Genomic DNA, 20287 nt, shown 5'->3' with positions numbered 1-20287 from the left:
CCGTGCTAAAGCACGACTGTTTTATGATTAAAGGTTATTTAGAGTGCCTTCAGGTAATACTGAAATTACGCTGGCACGCTGAATTTTTACTTCTACACCACGGCTAAGTTCAACAACTGCATAGTCACCTTCAATTTTGGTTACTTTGCCCATTAAACCACCAGCGAACACAACTTCACTACCTACACCTAAGCTCTCGATTAAAGAACGGTGCTCTTTAGCACGCTTTGCTTGAGGACGCCAAATTAAGAAATAAAAGATTGCAACGAATACAACAATCATCAAGATGTTTGGCAAAATACCTGTAGTTGGGCCAGCTGCCGGTGCTGCATGTGCAGCAGAAATTAAAAAGCTCATTTTGATTTCCTAAAGTTAAAAATATGAGTCAGATACCTGACATAATCCTAATTCGTTTTGCAATTTACCTTGTCTTGAGGTTGAGCGCAAATCGGGCTTATTCATCAACCGGACATGGTGGAACTTCTAATCCACGACGGGCATAAAAGTCCTGAACAAATTCATCAAAGGTGCCATTGTCTAATGCATCACGCATACCTTCAGTTAAACGTTGGTAATAACGTAAGTTATGAATAGTACCGAGCATAGACGCTAACATCTCTCCACATTTTTCAAGATGGAATAGATAAGCACGGGTAAAGTTCTTACAAGTATAGCAATCGCAATGTGGATCGAGCGGGCTCTGGTCATGGCGATATTTACTATTACGAATACGTACCAGACCATCAGTGACAAAATAATGACCGTTTCGCGCATTACGGGTTGGCATTACACAGTCGAACATATCGACACCGCGGCGCACCGCTTCAACGATATCTTCCGGTTTACCAACGCCCATCAAGTAACGTGGTTTTTCCTGTGGCATTTTGTTTGGTAGATAATCTAAAACTTTGATCATCTCATCTTTAGGTTCACCTACAGATAAGCCGCCAATCGCATAACCATCAAAGCCAATTTCAAGAAGGCCATTTAAAGACTCATCACGTAAGTCTTCATACATACCGCCTTGAATAATGCCAAATAACGCATTCTTATTTTTAAGCTCATCATGATGATGGGTTTTACAACGTTTTGCCCAGCGTAAAGAAAGCTGCAATGATTTTTGTGCTTCTTCATGAGTTGCAGGATACGGTGTACATTCATCAAAAATCATGACGATGTCAGAGTTCAAAACTTGCTGAATTTCCATAGAAATTTCAGGCGATAAAAATACTTTTGAACCATCAATCGGCGAGCGGAAAGTAACACCTTCCTCTTTGATTTTGCGCATTGCGCCAAGACTAAAAACCTGGAAACCGCCAGAGTCAGTCAAAATTGGCTTATCCCATTTAATAAAGTTATGCAAACCGCCGTGTTCTTTAATCACTTCAAGACCTGGGCGCAAATATAAATGGAAGGTATTTCCTAAAATAATTTGTGCCTGAATGTCTTCGATATCACGTGGTAGCATACCTTTGACTGTGCCGTAAGTCCCCACTGGCATAAAAACAGGTGTTTCAACAACACCATGCTCTAAAGTTAAACGACCACGACGGGCGCGCCCCGACTGACCTAATTTTTCAAACTTCATCTAAAAATCCTGAACACGAGCAGAGGCGAAGAAACAGTTCGCTGCTAAAAAGAGAGCTATTTTCCTTGATTCTGCGACGTAGTTCTACTACTAAATGTAGCCGTTATATAAAAAGATGGGAGAAACTAAGGATAGCTGTTATTGCATCGATATTTTAATGAAGGAAATATCTAAACTTTAGATTTATAAAAATTCTAATTCATTGGGCAGAGCTGAGCGATATTGCTAAACATACACATCCTTTTATAAGAGAGAGGAGACGTTTAACAATATCGATCAATATATTAATTTTTAAATTTCTAATTTATCAACCAGCATTGCATCGCCATAACTAAAGAAACGATAGCGGCTTTTAACTGCATGTTCATAAGCAGCCAAAATATTGTCTCGATTTGATAGCGCTGACACCAACATGAGCAGAGTAGACTCTGGCAAATGGAAGTTAGTAATTAAACGGTCTACGATGCAGAACTCATAGCCCGGATAAATAAAGATTTGCGTGTCGCCAGTCCAAGCTGCAATTTTACCGCCATGAGCTTGTGCTGCACTTTCTAAAGCACGTGTTGCAGTTGTACCAACGGCAATCACTTTATTGCCGCGTGCTTTAGTCGCCAAAATTAAATCAATGGTTTCTTGAGGTACATCACACCATTCACTGTGCATGACATGATTGGTAATATCATCAGTACGAACAGGCATAAATGTGCCAGCACCGACGTGTAAAGTCACAAAAGATTTTTGAACATTTTTTTGCTCTAACTTTGCTAGTAACTCTTCGTCAAAGTGCAAGCTGGCAGTAGGAGCGGCAACACTGGCAATTTTTTCTGGGTTATGGAAAACCGTTTGATAGCGTTCAGTGTCGATTTCTTCTGCTTCACGGTTAAAGTAAGGCGGAATAGGTAACTGACCATATTGCTCAAGTACAGGCAAAATAGGCTGTGAAAATTCAACCACAAATAAATTTTCGTGACGGCCACGTACAATCACAGGAATGTTATCTGCACCAACAAAAAGCTCGGCACCCGCTTTAGGTGAGTTGCTCGATTTAATATGACAATACGCTGTGGTGTGATTCAGCATGCGCTCAACCAAAATCTCAATCGCACCACCTGTAGAGCGTTTTCCTTTAAGTCGAGCTTTCATGACCTTGGTGTCATTAAGCACCAACAAATCACCTTCTTCGAACAGATCGATAATGTCTGTGAACATGTGATCGTGATATTGACCCTTTGAGTCTAAGTGCAACAACCGTGAAGCACTACGTGATTCGAGAGGGTAACGGGCAATAAGTTCATCAGGTAATTCAAAGGAAAAGTCAGACAGTTGCATATTTAGAAAAAACACCGCAAAAATTGGGCCTAGTATAAACTTTTTCGCTTTTTTATGGCTGTGCTTATGGCCTAAATCATGAAAAATGTTTAAATGATCTAAAAGTGAACGATAATATTCACTTAGGGTTTGACAAGTTTTACAAACGCGCTAATATACGCAACACAAACATACTTCCTCTCCCGAGGTGGTGAAATTGGTAGACGCGGCGGACTCAAAATCCGCTGTCAGAGATGACGTGTCGGTTCGAGTCCGACCCTCGGGACCAGATTCAGAATCGAAAGATTCTACGAAAACCCCTAAACTAACGGTTTAGGGGTTTTTTGTTGGCTATAAAAAGTTGTTTGATCTTAAGAAATGGCGAACTCATAATTTGGCTCCGAGGGTCGGACTCGAATCTCGAGCTATAAACGTAGAAGTTATAAAAATCTTTCAATTTTTATTCTCATAAAAGCCCTTATTTTAATATGAGGCGAGTTTAATATAAGCCAAATTAAACCCGCCCCCTAAGCGCTTATTCAAACAGTACTTTTAAGCCGCTTTCTACCATTTTACGAACTCGCATTTCCAACATCTTTCAACTCTCCACGTTCAAACATTTGTTGTATTTTTCTAAAACATACCCACTTTATGTATCTGAAAACCTTTAATTGAAACTTCACATTTCTATTTCGAAAAGAACGTTGCTCTTTTTATGTACTGTGTTAAAGTTTGTAGTAGATCATAATGATTATAAGTACATTTTTAAGAGCGTTTGCGACCAAAAACGACAAAATCTGTGAGGCGGGCAATGACATTCCAGCGTTTAGAACTAAATCAGGTTGAGCAATTAAGTGCTTGTAGAATTTCTCTGTTGCTTGGCTTAAATGCCGAGCAGAACTATATTGAGCAATTTTTCCGGTTTAGTCTTCGACTTTTGAAGTGTAAAAAAGCCTTATTAACTTTTAATCAAGAACCTTACTTTTGGCATCATTGCCCAGAAGGCATGACGGCTATTTCTTTTAAGCCTTCGAAACATTTAAAACAGTGCTTTGCCAAACAACAGGTGATTAATCACTTACATCCTTCTTATCAAAATTTAACCAATTATTTAAAAGAATTAAATATCGAGTGTAGTAGGGCATTGGCCGTACATCTTTTATATCCTGATAAAACTTCTATGGGCTTCGCTGTCTTTTTTGATGATGATGCAGCTAAATTTGAAGATGACGATATTCAATTGTTGCTCGATTATTGTTCTACTTTTATGCAGCAAGTCGAGTTGAAGTTTAACTATGAAGAGTTAAATGAACTCTATGAGCAACAGGTTGCGATTAATTCAAGTAAAACTAAATTTTTCTCGATTATTTCGCATGACTTGCGTGCACCATTTCATGGACTACTCGGGTTTTCTGAGGTACTCGCCAAAGAGCGTGAAACTTTAGATGAATCTAGCATTCAAAATATTGCTGACTATTTATACGACACTTCGCAATCGACCTATAACTTGCTTGAAAGCTTACTCACATGGGCGATGGCAGAGGGTGGGCGTTTTGTTTATCACCCGATTAACTTTAAGCTTAGACAAGTCAGCAATATCGTTTGTGATGTTTTGCGTACCTTAGCGTTGAAAAAAAATATTGAACTGGTGAATGATGTGCCAGAAGATTTAAAAATCTATGCCGATATCAATATGATGACCTCTGTGATTCAAAACTTGGTGTCAAACGCACTGAAATTTACAGATGTTGATGGATCAGGCAAAGTCTTTATTGAAGCTAGACAGGCTGACAAAAATATAGAAATAACAGTTCGAGACACAGGTCTAGGTATGACCGAACAGCAAATGGCAAATTTGTTCCATCCACGTATTACCGCCAGCTTTAAAGGAACCGCAGGTGAAAAAGGTGCGGGTCTTGGTTTGAGTCTTTGTAAGCGTTTTGTGGAGATTAATCAGGGGCAAATTAATGTCAGCTCCAAAGAAGGCGTAGGAACGTCATTTAAAGTTTTATTACCTTCTGCTCAAGAAAGCCACGAGACTCATGCCGAACATTACTCTTCAGCAGAAGCAAAATTAGTCTAATCCCTTTTCTTCCCGCTACTCGAACTGCTATAACTAAAAACAGAGTACGAGGAAAAGAGCTTTTTATATGAATGCGGAGCAGTTACAAAAAACATTGCGTGCTAGTCAGTACGCAGAACAAGTTTTAGGCCTGCATCAGGCTGTTTTAGAACAAGATTACCAAATAGGTCAATTTACTGCACCGCTCTCGACTGAACAGATTTATCAATTTGTAGAAACCACATTAGATGGAATTGGGGACGAAACGTCTTGGATGCGTGGATTACGCATTTTAAGAAGTCGTTTAATGTTCCGTTGGATTTGGCAGGATGCCAATCAGCTCACCGATGTTGTCACACTCACTCGCGAACTTTCTGATTTTGCCGATGCCAGTATTTGTGCGGCAAAAGATTTTGCACGTGTAGCACTCGTGGCGAAACATGGTGAACCGATGAGTTACTCTGGCAAAGTTCAAGATTTGATTGTGGTTGCCATGGGTAAACTCGGTGCTCAAGAGCTTAATCTGTCGAGTGATATTGACTTGATTTTTGCCTTTGATGAACAGGGTGAAACCAATGGTCGTAAATGCATTGATGTACAGCAGTTCTGTATTTTATGGGGACAAAAGTTAATTTATTTACTTGAACACATTACCGCAGACGGTTTTGTATTCAGAGTCGACATGCGTTTACGCCCTTGGGGGGATGGCTCGGCATTGGCGATTAGTCATGCAGCTTTGGAAAAATATTTAAGTCAGCATGGTCGTGAATGGGAACGCTATGCGTGGATTAAAGCACGTGTTGTAACTGGTGGTAAAGAAGGGCAAGACTTGTTGGAAATGACTCGCCCTTTTGTGTTCCGTCGCTATGTTGATTACACCGCTTTTGCCGCTATGCGCGATATGAAAGCGATGATTGAGCGTGAAGTGTTACGTCGCCATATCGAGGATGATATTAAACTCGGAGCGGGTGGTATTCGCGAAATTGAATTTATTGTTCAGGTGTTCCAGTTGATTTACGGTGGCTCTAAACGTGAATTGCAAGACCGCCAGTGTTTAGTCAGTCTTGAGCACATTGGTGAAGCAGGTTTGTTAGAACGACAAGCCGTTTTAGAACTAGAAGATGCCTATTTGTTTTTGCGCCGTGTTGAACATGCGATTCAAGCCCTGAATGACCAACAAACCCAGCTATTGCCAGAAGAAGCAGACCTAAGACAACGCATTATAGATACCTTGGGTTTTGCGAGTTGGAATGAATTTATTGATGTTCTTAACGAGAAACGCCAGAAAGTAAAAGTTCAATTTAAGCAACTCATTGAAGATACAAGTTCAAATGCAGCTACTGAAAACTTTGGGCAATTAGAGCAACAGTTAGATGAAGTGCTAGATGACAAGGCGAAAAATCTGATTCACGAGTTCTGGCACGGGCACGCACTCAAAAAACTACCTTCCAATGCGGTTCAGCGATTAAAGACATTCTGGCCTCATTTAATTGAAGTGATTTTACAGTCTGACCAACCTCAAACTGCACTTTTGCGCTTAATGCCACTGATTGAATCGGTCATGCGCCGGACCGTGTATTTAGTCATGCTGATTGAAAGTAAAGGGGCATTGCAACGCTTAGTGAAAATGGCGACGGTAAGTCCATGGATTTGCGAAGAGCTAACGCAATATCCAGTACTGCTTGATGAGTTTTTATCGATGGGCTTTGAGTTGCCAAAGCGTAAAGACTTAGAAGACTCATTACGTCAGCAGTTGCTTCGCATTGAAATTGATCAAGTTGAAGACCAAATGCGAGCACTTCGACTGTTTAAAAAGAGCAATGTACTCACTGTTGCTGCAAGTGATGTGTTAGCTGAAAGCCCACTCATGAAAGTATCTGATGCATTAACTGATATTGCGGAAGTCAGTGTCAATGCAACCCTTCATTTGGCTTATCAAACAGTAGCAAAGCGCCATGGCTATCCATGTGATGTCGAGGGGAAACGCTGCTCACTCGACTACAAAGCCTTTGCTGTCATTGGCTATGGTAAGGTGGGTGGCATTGAGCTTGGCTATGGTTCTGACTTAGACCTTGTCTTTATTCATTATCTAGATGAACAATCCGATACAGATGGAACGAAGTCTATTACTGGCTTTGAATTCGCTATGCGTGTCGCTCAAAAGTTTATGTCGCTCATGACCACACAAACACTTGATGGCCGTGTCTATGAAATTGATACACGCTTAAGACCCTCAGGTGAGGCTGGGTTATTGGTGACAAGTTTGAAAGCCTATGAGCACTATCAGTTGAAAAGTGCATGGCTTTGGGAGCATCAGGCACTCGTTCGTGCGCGCTCTATTGCTGGCGATGAGGAGCTTTGCCAGAAATTTGAAATATTTCGCCGCGAGATATTGACTCAGTCTAGAGATGAGGCTTATGTTCGTGAAGAAGTGTTGAAAATGCGTCAGAAAATGAAAGACCACCTAGGTTCATCTTCTGAACAGAAAAAACATGGTATTTTTCATTTAAAACAGGACGCAGGTGGTATCGTAGATATCGAATTTATGGCACAGTATGCTGTACTTGCATGGAGCGGGACGAACCCTGATCTCGCCCATTATTCTGATAACGTAAGAATTTTAGAAGATGCTGCTAAAGCAGACTGCTTATCCAGTGAAGATGCCACAGCATTAATTCGAGCCTATCTTAGTGAACGTGCCGAAAGCCACCGCTTAGCCCTTGCAAATCAATCCATGCAAGTAAGCGCAGCGGACTGGCGTAGTACCCGTGCGGTCGTTTGCAATTTATGGCAAAGATTAATAGACCCAACCGCCTCGGTTGAGTTGGATAGTGAATGATTTTATAACAATTTGGAGTGTTCCATGAATTTGGCTGATCGTGATGGTTTTATTTGGCAAGATGGACAATTAATTGATTGGCGTGATGCGAAGATTCACGTTTTAACACATACTTTACACTACAGTATGGGCGTATTTGAGGGTGTTCGTGCTTATGAAACCCCTAAAGGTACTGCCATTTTCCGTCTGCAAGACCACACAAAACGTTTGTTAAATTCAGCAAAAATTTATCAAATGAAAGTACCGTATGACCAAGCAGCGCTTGAACAAGCACAAATCGATGTTGTACGTGAAAATAAATTAGCTTCTTGCTATTTACGTCCATTAATCTGGATCGGTTCAGAAAAACTTGGTATTGCAGCAACGAATAACACGATTCATGCTGCGGTTGCAGCATGGGCGTGGGGTGCATACCTTGGTGATGAAGCAATGGCGAATGGTATTCGTGTTAAAACTTCATCATTTACTCACCATCATCCAAACGTGACGATGTGTAAAGCAAAAGCATCTGGTAACTACACGTTGTCAATTCTTGCTCATCAAGAAGTTGCACATTCTGGTTACGACGAAGCAATGTTAATGGACCCACAAGGTTATGTGTGCCAAGGTTCTGGTGAAAACGTATTCTTAATTAAAGATGGCGTTTTACACACTCCAGATATCGCTGGTGGTGCGCTTGATGGTATTACACGTCAAACAGTAATGACGATTGCTAGAGATCTTGGTTATCAAGTTGTTGAGCGTCGTATTACACGTGATGAATTCTACATTGCAGATGAAGCATTCTTTACAGGTACTGCTGCGGAAGTAACACCAATTCGTGAATATGATGACCGTCAAATCGGTGCAGGTTGCCGTGGCCCAATTACCACTGAAATTCAAAAGACTTTCTTTGATGCGGTTCAAGGTAAAAACCCGAAATATGAACACTGGTTAACTTACGTAAAATAAGTTAATCCGTTAACATGAAAAGGCGAACTTTGGTTTCGCCTTTTTATTTTTTGGCTTAGGGGGCTTTTATGCATATTGTCTATGTCTCTGATGGTAAGGCAGGGCACCGCTCACAAGCGTTAGGCTTGTTTCAGGCGATGCAAAGACAACAGGCAGATACAACTTTTGAAGAGGTCCTCATTGCTGATTTACCGATTATTTCTTTAATTCAGGCACTTCTCTCTTCAAAGAACTCCTTATTTAAACAAGCGCCCGATTTTATATTTGGAGTAGGAAGCCACACTCATTTTCGTGTCTGGTTACTCGGTAAAATTTTCAAAAAGGCTAAAACGATTATTTTAATGAAGCCTAACTTACCCGTGATTTGTTTTGATTATGCGGTTATTCCAGAGCATGATGGTATTCATGCCGACAGCCATGTGATTGTCACGCGTGGTGCATTAAATCCAATTCTTAATGAAAACCGCCATCAAAAAGATCGAGTTTTAATTGCTTTAGGTGGTTCCTCTAAACGACATCAATGGAATCAAGATAAAGTATTAAGCAGTGTGCAAAAAATTGTTGAGAATAATCCGGATGCTGAAATTATTCTGACGACTTCACGCCGAACCCCAGCAGAATTTATCGATATTGTAAAACAGCAAAGCTTTGCCCAGCATTTACAAATATTTCCGGTTGAGCAAACCCCCCAAGGCTGGATTTTTGAAGAAATGCAAAAAGCAGAAGCTGTTTGGGTGACAGAAGATAGCGTATCTATGATTTTTGAGGCGCTTACTGCGGGTTGTCGAGTTGGGGTAATGGCAATGGACCGTTTGAAAGATGACCGCATTACCCACTCAGTTGATCAAATGTTAGAATCAAAATTAATTTCACAGCAGACTTGTGTTGTACAGTTACCACAACCTTATGCTTTTAAAGAAGCAGACCGTGTGGCAACATATCTTTTAGCGAAAAATTAAATTTTTTATTTTGAGTAAATAAATGAAAATATTGCATATTGCGAATTTTGGCTTTAATAAACAAGGCGCCCATTTTTACTGTACAGACCGTAAAATTTCTGCCGGATTAATTGAAAATGGCCATTTCGTTTATGATTTTAGTTTTCGTGACATGGCTCGAATGGGAACCATTTTTAAAACAAAAAAACTGGGTGCCAATTGGGCCAATAAAGAAGTATTAAAGGTCGTTAATAATATTGAACCTGATCTGGTACTCATCGGGCATAGTGATTTAATGAGTCCGGATGTTCTCAGACAGATTAAAGAATCTTATCCAAATACTAAAATTGCATTTTGGTATGTTGACCCGCTTTATCTTGAAAGCAAACTCGACTTTGTTAAAGCATTCTCGCCATATTTAGATGCTATTTTCTGCACAACCGGTGGCGAATATCTAGAAAAATTAAAACAACCTCATTTAAGCGTGGCCTATTTGCCAAATGTTGGTCATCGTAATGTAGAGACCCTACAACAATTTTCAAACCCGAACACGGACAAGACCTTTATTTTTTGTGGCGTGGTTTATAAAGAACCTGAGCGTGAAAAGTTCTTAAAGGACTTAGCAGATGCATTGCAACAGGGTCATGTGAACTATCAATATTACGGCTGTTTTGAGCAGCCGGGTGTTTACGGTAAAGCGTATTATAAAGTTTTGTCTGAAACAAAAATGGGACTCAATTATTCACGCCGTAACGATGTAACCTTGTATAGTTCTGACCGTATTGTACAACTGACTGGTAATGGTTTACTCACTTTTAGCCCAAGAATTCCAGGTTTTGAGAAGCTCTACACCGAGCAGGAAGTTGTTTACTTTGATGATCAGTTTGATTTAGCCAAGAAGATTCAATTCTTTGATCAGAACCCAGAGCAGGCTGAAAAAATAGCGAAAGAGGGGTGGGAGAAAACACGCAAATCTTTCAATGCTAAGCGCATCACCCAATTTATGGTTGAAGTGACATTTAAGCAGCCCCTTTCAGAAGATTATGAATGGTCACATGAGGTGTATGCATGATGTGGTTTTTGTACGTTGCGGTAGGCCTACTAGCACTTGCTGCACTGTTATATGTGCTGGGTAATTATACTTTCTGGCTTCCGTTTCGTTCGAACAAATTACCACGCATTGTGATGTTGCATCAGGTCACTCCTAAAGATGCGGCTTCTGGCATGAATATGCCACCTGAAAAGTTTGAACAACTCTTGCAGTTGTTGGCGCGTAAAAGGACTACTTTTTGCTTTGTTTCTGAGCTTGAGCAATATCGTAATCAAAAGAATGTCGTTGCTTTAAGTTTTGATGATGGCTTTATGGATAATTATTTATATGCCTATCCATTACTCAAAAAATATAATGCAAAGGCAACCATTTATTTAGCGACCCAAATTGAAGGAATTGAAAAGCTAACTCATGAGCAAATCCATGAAATGGCGAATTCTGGTTTTATTGAATTTGGTGCACATACTCAGCATCATGTGAACTTACTCAAGCTTGATGATCAAACCGCTTATGACGAAATGCTTCAGTCAAAACAAGATGTTGAAGCGTTAGTGGGGAAATGTCCGAGCTTTGCTTATCCGTTTGGTCGATTTAATGAAAAGCACCAGAAAATGGCGCAAGAGATTGGCTTTAAAAACGCAGTATCGACTCGTAAAAAAATCGAAGCGTATGAGGCAGGCAATCAATTTAATATTCCACGTGTCAGCACGCATGGTGCCATGAATGCTTTACAGATGCGTATCGCCCTTGCTAAAGGACGTTATAAGTTATGAATAAAATTCCATGTAGTGTTTACATTGTCACTTTAAATTGTGGTGCTTGGTTAGAGCGGACTTTGCAAAGTGTCAGTGAGTTTGATGAAGTTATTATTTTAGACTCAGGCAGTACTGACAATACTTATGAAATTGTACAGCGCTTTGATAATACGCAAATTTCTCACCAAGACTGGCAAGGCTATGCTGGGCAAAAAAGTTTAGCTTTAGCACAATGCCGAAATGATTGGGTACTGAACTTAGATGGCGATGAAGTCCTATCTGAAGAGTTAAAAAAAGAGATAGTTGAAACGATTCAGCAGAACAAGCTTGATGCTTTAATCACGCCGATTAATGATGTGTTCTTAGGTGTTCCCAACAGTAAACATACTAAAAAACATGCAAAGGTGCGCTTTTTTCGCAAGTCTAAAGGGCATTATGACCTTGCCAATAAAGTCCATGAAAATGTGATTGTGGAAGGTGAATCACAGCGTGCGCAACATGATATTTATCACTATGGCGAGTCGAGTATTTTCGTTAAGGTCGAAAAAAATAACCAATATTCTAATTTAAAGGCTTTAGAAAAATACCAAAAAGGAAAATCTCCAAGCGTTGCAAAATTGGTTCTGGTCATGCCGATGACTTTTATGAAGTCTTATTTTATTCGCCGCAGTTTCTTAAATGGTTGGCGTGGTTTCGTAAATAGTATGATTAACGCGTTTTATGCTTTTTTAAAAGAAGCCAAACTATTTGAACAGACCATGAATAAAGATAAAAAATAAGTAGGCAAGCTATGAAAATTGTTCAGGTATTGGCAACTAGTGGTGGCGTTGGTGGGTTAGAGCAGCACACTTTTAACCTTGTTAATGAGCTCGCTTTAAATCATGAAGTACATGTGATTGCACATCCTTGCTATCTAGACAAATTTAGCCAACAAGTACATTTTCATGCTGTCGACTTTGCCCGTAGCCGCTGGAATATTTTTTTACTCTGGCAACTTAAAAATCTCATTCAGCAAATCCAACCCGCTATTGTTCATGCACAAGCAGGAAAGGCAGCTGAGCTGATTGCCCGAATTAAACCATTTTTAACTGGTCCAAAATTTGTAACGACGGTGCACGGTACTAAAAAGAATAAATCTGCCTATTTAGCAGGTGATGCAGTTATTGCAGTAAGCCAAGCACTAACGCAAGGCATTCCTGAGTCTAAAGCACACGTGGTTTATAACGGGGTATATCCTCAACTTGCTCTTAAAACTGAAAATAAAGAAAAGCTACTTCAATCGATTCAAAAAGATTTTGCTGAACTAGACGTAAGCAAAAAAGTTGTCATGTGTATTGGACGTCTAGAGCCAGTAAAAAATATCAGTTTATTGATTGGGGCGATGCAACAGATTGATGCCAATTTATGCATTGTAGGCGATGGTTCGCTTCGAGCAAGTTTAGAGAAACAAGTCAGTGAATTAAACATGCAAAATCGGGTCGCTTTTCTTGGGTTTAGAACTGATGCGCGTGATCTGGTCCAGTTAGCAGATGTTGTGGTTTTATCATCAGACCGTGAAGGTTTTCCATTAGTGATGGTAGAAGCTTTACAGGCTGATAAAGCAGTGGCTTCAACCAAAGTGAACGGTGTGATTGAATGGCTGCCGGAGCAATATCTAGCAGAAATTGGAGATGCAGAGGGCTTAGCAAGCGCAATTCAAGCTGCACTTAAGCCCGATGCGCAAAATGACTTTAGTCCTTTGTATGCAAAAGCCAAGGCTGAACTGACTGTACCAGCCATGGCTGAGCAGACGCTTAATATTTATAAAGATCTGCTGAAAACTTAATTATTTTTTGGCGTAAGGCGAATGGCATCAAGTACCACGAAGTTATCTTCGACATTAATGGTATGGCAACCGTCATCTGCCTGATTCCAGTCTGGTAAAACCACTTCTAGTAATTTTTCTTCATAGACTGTTGGGCTAAGCTGAGTAATCGCTTTTAATTCGATATTGCCGCCATATCGTTTTAAAGAATCTTGGCTTGGTCGAACCAGTTGCCCTTTATAAATAAAAGGTTTACCCGCCATACGAAATTGCTGACTGCCTCGGCACACTGGGTTCATTGGGTGCTCTTGCCAGTTAGGATTTAAAATATCTTCGGTAAAGAATAGATCTAAGCGATCACCAAACTTCTTACAATCACGCCGTGTTGAAGTAAAAAGATACCATAAGCCTTCATGATAAAAAGGTGTGCTGTCGACTGCTTCAATATTCTCGATCAGATTAGAATGCTTTTCCCATTTCAGTGGAAATTCAATACATTTCCAAAGTTCAATTGTCTTGTTGGCAGAAGTCTCTGGGATCATGTACCAAGTGTCTTTTTCTTTGAATATACAAGGATAAGAAAGGTGATAGTCTAGCTTTAGGATTGTCTCTGGTGGGGTGTAGGTGCCATCTTTAAAAACTTCCAAGACCGAAAGAAAGCCGACTGGATGTTCGTCATCCACTTCTTCAAAAAAAATGAAATGACGGCCATTTTTTTGAGCATAAAAGCTATCTGCAAATGTAAACTTTTGAGGGGAGTGGATCTCAAACAGGGAATGTAATTGCTCAAGTGTTGTAAAAGGTTGTTCTAACCAGCCAAAGCGCATATACCAATGAGAGTTAAAAGATTTTGCTTTTTTTGATTGTTGGTATTTATACCATTTTTTTTGAATCAGGCGATTTAGCATTAAATTTTACACTCGATATAACTATAATTAGATAGACTATCCCTGACTCATTTTAACATTTGAATGAAATGAAAAAATATTTAATCAGTATTGAATCTGCTAATAGTGAACGTTTAAAAAAGTTGTACTCTCAAGCAACATTTTACAAATATCGCGATGAATTTAAGCAGTTTGGGGTAATCGGTAAAAATTTAAGCGTCAGTGAATATTTTCAACAAGGTGTAGCAGGCAAGAAAAAACCGATGACGCCTGGTGAGCTTGGTTGTGCCATGTCTCATATTGCTGCACTAAAAGATTTTTTAAGCTCTGATGAAGAATATGCCATTATTTTTGAAGATGATGTGATCGAGCGTTTTGAAATTGATTTTCAGGATTTAGAAAAACACATTCGTTCTTTGAACCTAGGTCCGTGCTTTTTTCTAAGCTTGGGCGGTATTCAAATGAAAATATGCAATCGCGTTCGTGGAAAATATTTACCCGAAGAGTTGTATAACCAAAAAATTCTAAAAGTTGATTACGACTATCTCGAAAAACTAGCGTATGCGTATGCCTATGTTGTAGACCGTAAAATGGCCCAGATGTTAGTTGATTATCATCAACCGATAAAAATTTATGATCACTGGCAAGATCTTGTTGGACGAGGTGACTTTAGTTTCTATGTCTGTTTTTTATTCGATCACCCGATCATCGAAAATAATGATGCGTTAAGTTATTTAGAAAAGGAAAGAAGCTTAATTACTCCTACTTCACAAGATGACAGTGATTTTTTACGTTACTTAAGAGTTAAATTAAAGAAATATATACTTAATAAATATATAATTTAACCGTTTTTTTTAGGTTTTATTATTAGTTTTATGATTAAGCAAAAAAATATTATTATTGGGTCAGCAACTGGATACAGTGCTGATCTTATTTCTTCTTTTGTATATTCTTTGGAAAAGACAGACTTTGATGGCATTTTGACTTTAATTATCTATAAAGAGCAAATGCCAGAGTTTGTGAATGCATTTTCAGATATCAAAAATTTTAAAATTGAATTTAAAGTTACGACTATTGGGAAATTTAAATCGAAGTCAAAATACTCAGGTATTTACAAGTTTAAGTTTATAAAAAATATTCTTAAGAAAATTATTGGATTAACTGTAAATGAAGCGCTTCCTGATTCAAAAATAAAAGCCCTTAAAATCACAGGCTATCCGCATGTGAGTCGCTTTTTTGAATATAAAGAAGTTGTAGAAAGTCATCCTGATGCTTCACATGTGCTGCTTAGCGATGTGCGAGACGTTTTTTTTCAGGGTAATCCTTTTAAAGATCTCGGCAAAGGACTCTTTGTTGGTATGGAAAATCCAGATTATACGATAGGCACTGATCAATATAATCAAAAATGGATTATCGATGCATATGGAGATGGTTTTTATAATAGTGCAAAAGATGAGCAGGTTTCGTGCTCAGGCGTCACAATTGGAGATATGAACTCGATTAAAGTCTATATCAATAAAATGATTGAAGAGTTCTGCAAACAGCCATATCAAAAAATGTCTGAAAGAATTTATGATCAGGCAATGCACAATAAATTATTAATTACCAATGATTTAGATGGTGTAACTCGCTGTCAGCCGTTTGAGTCTATTATTGTAACTCTTGGATTATATCGAATAGATCAAATTACGATTAATGATCAAGGTTTCATTATTAATCGCAACCAAAAAATCATTCCTATCGTCCATCAGCATGATAGACATCCAGAATTGATACAGTTATGCGATAACTATATTAGGAAATAAATTTTAGGCTTATCTAAATTTTATGATGAGATGCGGATATTAATTTTTATCCGCATTTCCTTTTAAAACCATATAAATCAGCGCAACAAAAATAAGTAATGCACCTGCTAAGCTACTTACGCAGAAATAAAGAATACGTTGACTTGTAGTAATGTTAAATAATTCATTTGCAAGGATATAGCGCATGAGAAACCATTGCGCAAGAGAGAATACAATTACGATTAAAGCATGTCGACGTACATCAGGGCGCATTGCCATAATGAATCACCAAGGGAGAAAAAGTGGGGATATTATGCCATTTGCCTACTCTCAGCTCAATAGAGTCTTATTTGAAACAATTGTGTAGAAAAAATAAAAAATATGAATAAATTGTGAATTTTTATTAACATTAATAAACCTTAAATTCCATTTTTTATCTAAGATTTTCTAGTAAATTTCTGTACTTATTTGGATATATGTTTAATGCAGCCTGTTGATTTTGTAATGATTTGGGTGGATTCAACCGATACAAAATGGCAGCAACAATATATATATTATAAATCCAAAGAAACTAAAAACAATCTAGTTGAACTTACTGAGCAATGCCGCTATCGCGACTGGAATAATCTTCATTACTGGTTTAGAGCTGTTGAGAAATTTTGCCCGTGGGTTAGAAAGATCCATCTGGTGACTTGTGGTCATTTCCCTGAATTTTTAGTCAAAAATCATCCTAAATTAAATTTGGTTACTCACGATCAAATTATTGAACCAAACTGTTTACCGACATTTAACTCACATGCCATTGAAATCAATATTCATAAAATTGAGGGGTTAGCAGAGCATTTTGTCTATTTTAATGATGATACCTTTATTAATAGGCCTTTAGAACCTGAGTTCTTTTTTAGAAATGGTTTACCTTGTGATGGCTTGCATTTACAGCCTCTCATGGTGGTAGGTGAAGAGAACTTTCTGGGGGCAGTTGCCCTAACGGATGTTGCGATTATTAATAAGCATTTTAATAAGCGAAAATTATTCCATAAAAATCCTTATGCACTTTTTAACTATCGCTATTCTATGAGCAGTAATTTAGGAAATCTTTTAAGTTTATATAATCGAAAATTTTCAAGTTTTTATAGTACTCATTTGCCTCAACCTTTTTTGAAATCCGTATTTGAAGAAGTTTGGAAAACCGAAGAAGCTTATTTAAAAGAAGTATCAAGTCATCGATTTAGACAGCCATTAGACGTTAATCAGTATCTTTTTCGGTTGTGGCAGTTGTGCTCATCCCGTTTTTATCCTGTCAATATATTTGAGCGTGGACAAAACTTTAACTTAAGGATACAAAATCTTCCTGAAATTAATCAGGTTATTAAGAATGAACGACTTCCACAAATTTGTTTAAATGATGATGAACACGTGGTCGATTTTGATAAGCTTAAAACAGAAATCATTCAGATTTTTGATCAAAAATTTAAAACGCTTTCAAGTTTTGAAAAAGAAATATCTCATTAAAATTTGAGAATTAATGAATAAAAAACCCTGCATAAGCAGGGTTTTTTAATTTAAAAATCTAAAAATTATTTAGATTCTTCAGCTTTTGGCTTTTCACGTAAGCGGATGCCCAAGTCACGAAGCTGATTTGCTTCAACAGGAGCAGGTGCTTGAGTAAGTGGACATTCAGCAGTCTTGGTTTTAGGGAATGCAATAACGTCACGAATAGAAGTCGCGCCAGTCATTAACATTACTAAACGGTCAAGACCAAATGCCAAACCACCGTGAGGAGGAGCACCGTAACGAAGCGCATTTAATAAGAAGCTAAATTTCTCTTCCGCTTCTTCATCAGAAATACCAAGCGCTTCAAAAATTGCTTTTTGCATTTCTAATGTGTAAATACGTAGAGAACCACCACCAACTTCAGTACCGTTCAATACCATGTCGTAAGCAACAGAAAGTGCTTCACCTGGATTGCTCTTCACTTCTTCTACGCTTGATTTTGGTAGAGTGAATGGATGGTGAACAGAAGTCCATTTACCATCTTCAGTTTCTTCAAACATTGGGAAGTCAACAACCCAAAGTGGAGCCCACTCACAAGTTGCAAGATTCAAATCATGGCCAATCTTCACACGAAGAGCGCCCATTGCATCATTTACAACTTTAGCTTTATCAGCGCCAAAGAATACGATATCGCCATCTTGCGCACCAACACGTGCTAATAGTTCAAGTACAATCGGTTCAATGAATTTCACGATTGGAGATTGAAGACCTTCAATTCCTTTAGCGAGTTCATTAACTTTGATGTAAGCCAAACCTTTTGCACCATAGATGCCAACGAATTTGGTGTATTCATCGATTGCACTACGTGGCAATGACGCTGCACCCGGAACACGTAAGGCAACAATACGACCTTTAGGATCTTTTGCAGGGCCAGCAAATACTTTGAACTCTACTTCTTGCATTAAGTCTGCAACGTCAACGAGTTTCAAAGGAATACGCATATCAGGTTTGTCTGATGCATAGTCACGCATTGCATCTGCGTAAGTCATACGCTGGAATTTATCGAATTTAACGCCAAGAAGTTCATCGAACATCTTCACAGTCAGGACTTCCATTAAGTCCATGATGTCATCGTCACTCATGAACGATGTTTCAACGTCGATTTGAGTAAATTCTGGTTGACGATCAGCACGTAAGTCTTCGTCGCGGAAACATTTTGCGATTTGGTAGTAACGATCAATACCACCCACCATCAATAATTGTTTGAATAATTGTGGTGATTGCGGAAGTGCATAGAAACTACCATTTTGTACACGACTTGGTACTAAATAGTCACGCGCACCTTCAGGTGTTGCACGTGTCAAAATAGGTGTTTCAACGTCTAAGAAACCATTCTCTTCGAAATAATTACGAATAAGGTTGGTCAATTTAGAACGGAAGCGTAAACGATCCAACATTTCAGGACGACGAATATCTAAGAAACGATATTTCAAACGAATTTCTTCAGAAATATTGGTATTTTCATCATTTAACGGGAATGGAGGTGTTTCTGAAGCGGCAAGAACTTCGATATCTTTACCTAAAACTTCAATTTGACCACTCACCATGTTGGCATTTTCAGTACCTTCATAACGGCGACGAACACGACCTGTAATTTTTAATACATATTCAGAGCGTGCTTTATCTGCTGTTGCAAATGCTTCTGGAGTATCTGGGTCAATAACCACTTGAACGAGACCATCACGGTCACGCATATCAAGGAAAATAACACCGCCATGGTCACGGCGACGATGTACCCAACCGCATAGTGTAACGGTTTGGTCGATTTGGGCTTCAGTTAAAGAGCCACAGTAATGAGTTCGCATCATGATGAAAAATATCCAAACTATATTGGCTGAAAAGACGGATGCGTAAACCGCGCACCGTCAAAAAAAATAAGTTTTCGATTATGCCTTGTTGCATGGTTTGCCACAAGAACTAGATCAAAAAACCGCGGAAATTAAGCTGAAAATGAGCAATTTGGCAGCAAGTTTTCCAATTTATCCCATTCTTTGTTGCCGATCTAAAAACAAGAATAATAAGCATCCTAAGCTAAAGGTACTTAACCAACCTTGCATAAACTCATTAATAGAACGCCCTGTAAAATAATAGGTATCAGCATGCCAAACTTCATGGGGTATGTAGCGCGCATAATCCCAAAATGAAAATAAGCCTAAGACTGTAGATAGAATAAACAGAGACCACGCGAAAATTTTAATTTTTTTACTTACTTTCCAGTGTTGTTTGTAGCGCTGGTAATAGTGAATACACATCCAACCAAGAAAAGGTAAGGCAAGAGCAGAGGTGCCAAGTTGTAAAAGACGATGCAAAGGGTAGGGATGACCAAAAAGATGAATAGTTGTCGCTAATACATCTTTAAATACAAACGTTCGAAAGTCTGAATGTGTTAAACCATCCCAAATCAGATGAGTCGCGATACCGACAATGAGTGCAAATATAACTCCAATAAAAAATATAAAAATACGTTTTAAAGAGTTGAGGCCAAGATCATGTTGCACACCAAAAAAACGGTAAACCACTGGGCGGTAAAGAAAATACCAAAATGCACAAAAAACGAGGCCTAGTGCAAGGTTGGGATAAATCAGACCTTTCCATTGGTGCGTCAGCATGCTGGACTGAACTGTAAATAAGCGGTAAAGATCGGGTGTCATACTCCCAATTGCTAACGCAGCAATCGGTAAAGCGTTTTTGCTAAGCTTGGACAGAGGTGGAGCTATAACGGCATGAGAGATCGTAAAAGGCATTAGAAATCAAAAATTACTCACA

The 20287-nt window shown here is 38.8% G+C and carries 18 protein-coding genes and 1 tRNA gene; 12 read left to right on the top strand and 7 right to left on the bottom strand.

Annotation, left to right across the window (positions count from 1 at the left end; translation table 11 throughout):
* Positions 1–27 precede the first annotated feature (27 nt).
* The 3 genes from yajC to queA form a co-directional block, all read right to left on the bottom strand.
* A complete protein-coding gene (gene yajC / locus ACINWC141_RS07295; protein WP_003655131.1) occupies positions 28–357 on the bottom strand; it encodes a preprotein translocase subunit YajC in 330 nt (109 codons plus the stop codon).
* A 97-nt stretch (positions 358–454) separates the two neighbouring features.
* Entirely contained in the window at positions 455–1588 is a 1134-nt protein-coding gene (tgt, locus tag ACINWC141_RS07290; RefSeq protein WP_009389418.1) for a tRNA guanosine(34) transglycosylase Tgt, read from the bottom strand.
* A gap of 291 nt (positions 1589–1879) precedes the next feature.
* The gene (gene queA / locus ACINWC141_RS07285; protein WP_009389705.1) at positions 1880–2917 is read right to left on the bottom strand and encodes a tRNA preQ1(34) S-adenosylmethionine ribosyltransferase-isomerase QueA; all 1038 of its coding nucleotides are present in this window, start codon (positions 2915–2917) and stop codon (positions 1880–1882) included.
* 181 nt (positions 2918–3098) lie between these two features.
* On the opposite strand from queA, the gene ACINWC141_RS07280 reads away from it, so the two are divergent.
* From ACINWC141_RS07280 to ACINWC141_RS07240, 9 genes are all read left to right on the top strand, one after another.
* A tRNA-Leu gene (locus ACINWC141_RS07280) sits at positions 3099–3185 on the top strand.
* Between the two features lie 522 nt (positions 3186–3707).
* Positions 3708–4979: a sensor histidine kinase gene (locus tag ACINWC141_RS07275; RefSeq protein WP_009389428.1), complete on the top strand. Its 1272-nt coding sequence runs from the start codon at positions 3708–3710 to the stop codon at positions 4977–4979.
* A gap of 67 nt (positions 4980–5046) precedes the next feature.
* Positions 5047–7797: a bifunctional [glutamate--ammonia ligase]-adenylyl-L-tyrosine phosphorylase/[glutamate--ammonia-ligase] adenylyltransferase gene (gene glnE, locus ACINWC141_RS07270; RefSeq protein WP_009389710.1), complete on the top strand. Its 2751-nt coding sequence runs from the start codon at positions 5047–5049 to the stop codon at positions 7795–7797.
* Positions 7798–7821: 24 nt separating this feature from the next.
* The gene (locus ACINWC141_RS07265; RefSeq protein WP_009389399.1) at positions 7822–8748 is read left to right on the top strand and encodes a branched-chain amino acid transaminase; all 927 of its coding nucleotides are present in this window, start codon (positions 7822–7824) and stop codon (positions 8746–8748) included.
* A 68-nt stretch (positions 8749–8816) separates the two neighbouring features.
* Entirely contained in the window at positions 8817–9707 is an 891-nt protein-coding gene (locus ACINWC141_RS07260) for a mitochondrial fission ELM1 family protein (protein ID WP_009389687.1), read from the top strand.
* A 22-nt stretch (positions 9708–9729) separates the two neighbouring features.
* Entirely contained in the window at positions 9730–10758 is a 1029-nt protein-coding gene (locus ACINWC141_RS07255) for a glycosyltransferase family protein (RefSeq protein ID WP_009389348.1), read from the top strand.
* A complete protein-coding gene (locus ACINWC141_RS07250; protein WP_034677921.1) occupies positions 10755–11510 on the top strand; it encodes a polysaccharide deacetylase family protein in 756 nt (251 codons plus the stop codon). The genes ACINWC141_RS07255 and ACINWC141_RS07250 overlap by 4 nt, the downstream gene beginning before the upstream one ends.
* Positions 11507–12271, top strand: coding sequence for a glycosyltransferase family 2 protein (locus ACINWC141_RS07245; RefSeq protein ID WP_009389426.1), 765 nt, complete (start codon positions 11507–11509; stop codon positions 12269–12271). The genes ACINWC141_RS07250 and ACINWC141_RS07245 overlap by 4 nt, the downstream gene beginning before the upstream one ends.
* Positions 12272–12282: 11 nt before the next feature.
* Positions 12283–13317, top strand: coding sequence for a glycosyltransferase (locus ACINWC141_RS07240; RefSeq protein ID WP_009389713.1), 1035 nt, complete (start codon positions 12283–12285; stop codon positions 13315–13317).
* Here the strand turns inward: ACINWC141_RS07240 and ACINWC141_RS07235 are convergent.
* Entirely contained in the window at positions 13314–14204 is an 891-nt protein-coding gene (locus ACINWC141_RS07235; protein WP_009389711.1) for a glucosamine inositolphosphorylceramide transferase family protein, read from the bottom strand. The genes ACINWC141_RS07240 and ACINWC141_RS07235 overlap by 4 nt on opposite strands.
* Positions 14205–14272: 68 nt before the next feature.
* On the opposite strand from ACINWC141_RS07235, the gene ACINWC141_RS07230 reads away from it, so the two are divergent.
* The gene (locus tag ACINWC141_RS07230) at positions 14273–15028 is read left to right on the top strand and encodes a glycosyltransferase family 25 protein (RefSeq protein WP_009389458.1); all 756 of its coding nucleotides are present in this window, start codon (positions 14273–14275) and stop codon (positions 15026–15028) included.
* A 30-nt stretch (positions 15029–15058) separates the two neighbouring features.
* The gene (locus ACINWC141_RS07225; RefSeq protein WP_009389380.1) at positions 15059–15988 is read left to right on the top strand and encodes a lipooligosaccharide outer core biosynthesis glycosyltransferase GtrOC6; all 930 of its coding nucleotides are present in this window, start codon (positions 15059–15061) and stop codon (positions 15986–15988) included.
* Positions 15989–16027: 39 nt separating this feature from the next.
* Here ACINWC141_RS07225 and ACINWC141_RS07220 read toward each other — a convergent pair whose 3' ends face one another.
* Complete coding sequence (locus ACINWC141_RS07220; RefSeq protein ID WP_009389608.1) at positions 16028–16246, bottom strand: hypothetical protein; 219 nt, start codon at positions 16244–16246, stop codon at positions 16028–16030.
* 204 nt (positions 16247–16450) lie between these two features.
* Between ACINWC141_RS07220 and ACINWC141_RS07215 the strand changes: the two genes are divergently transcribed.
* Positions 16451–17479: a stealth family protein gene (locus ACINWC141_RS07215; RefSeq protein WP_009389350.1), complete on the top strand. Its 1029-nt coding sequence runs from the start codon at positions 16451–16453 to the stop codon at positions 17477–17479.
* A gap of 65 nt (positions 17480–17544) precedes the next feature.
* Here the strand turns inward: ACINWC141_RS07215 and aspS are convergent, their stop codons facing one another.
* The gene (gene aspS / locus ACINWC141_RS07210; protein ID WP_009389628.1) at positions 17545–19329 is read right to left on the bottom strand and encodes an aspartate--tRNA ligase; all 1785 of its coding nucleotides are present in this window, start codon (positions 19327–19329) and stop codon (positions 17545–17547) included.
* Positions 19330–19500: 171 nt separating this feature from the next.
* The gene (locus tag ACINWC141_RS07205) at positions 19501–20265 is read right to left on the bottom strand and encodes a DUF4184 family protein (protein ID WP_009389410.1); all 765 of its coding nucleotides are present in this window, start codon (positions 20263–20265) and stop codon (positions 19501–19503) included.
* Positions 20266–20287: the final 22 nt, after the last annotated feature.

Source organism: Acinetobacter sp. WC-141 (assembly GCF_000313935.1).
In the GTDB taxonomy this organism is placed as follows: Bacteria; Pseudomonadota; Gammaproteobacteria; order Pseudomonadales; family Moraxellaceae; genus Acinetobacter.
Note: the sequence above shows the minus strand (reverse complement) of the source record. Positions and strands in the feature narration are given on the sequence as shown.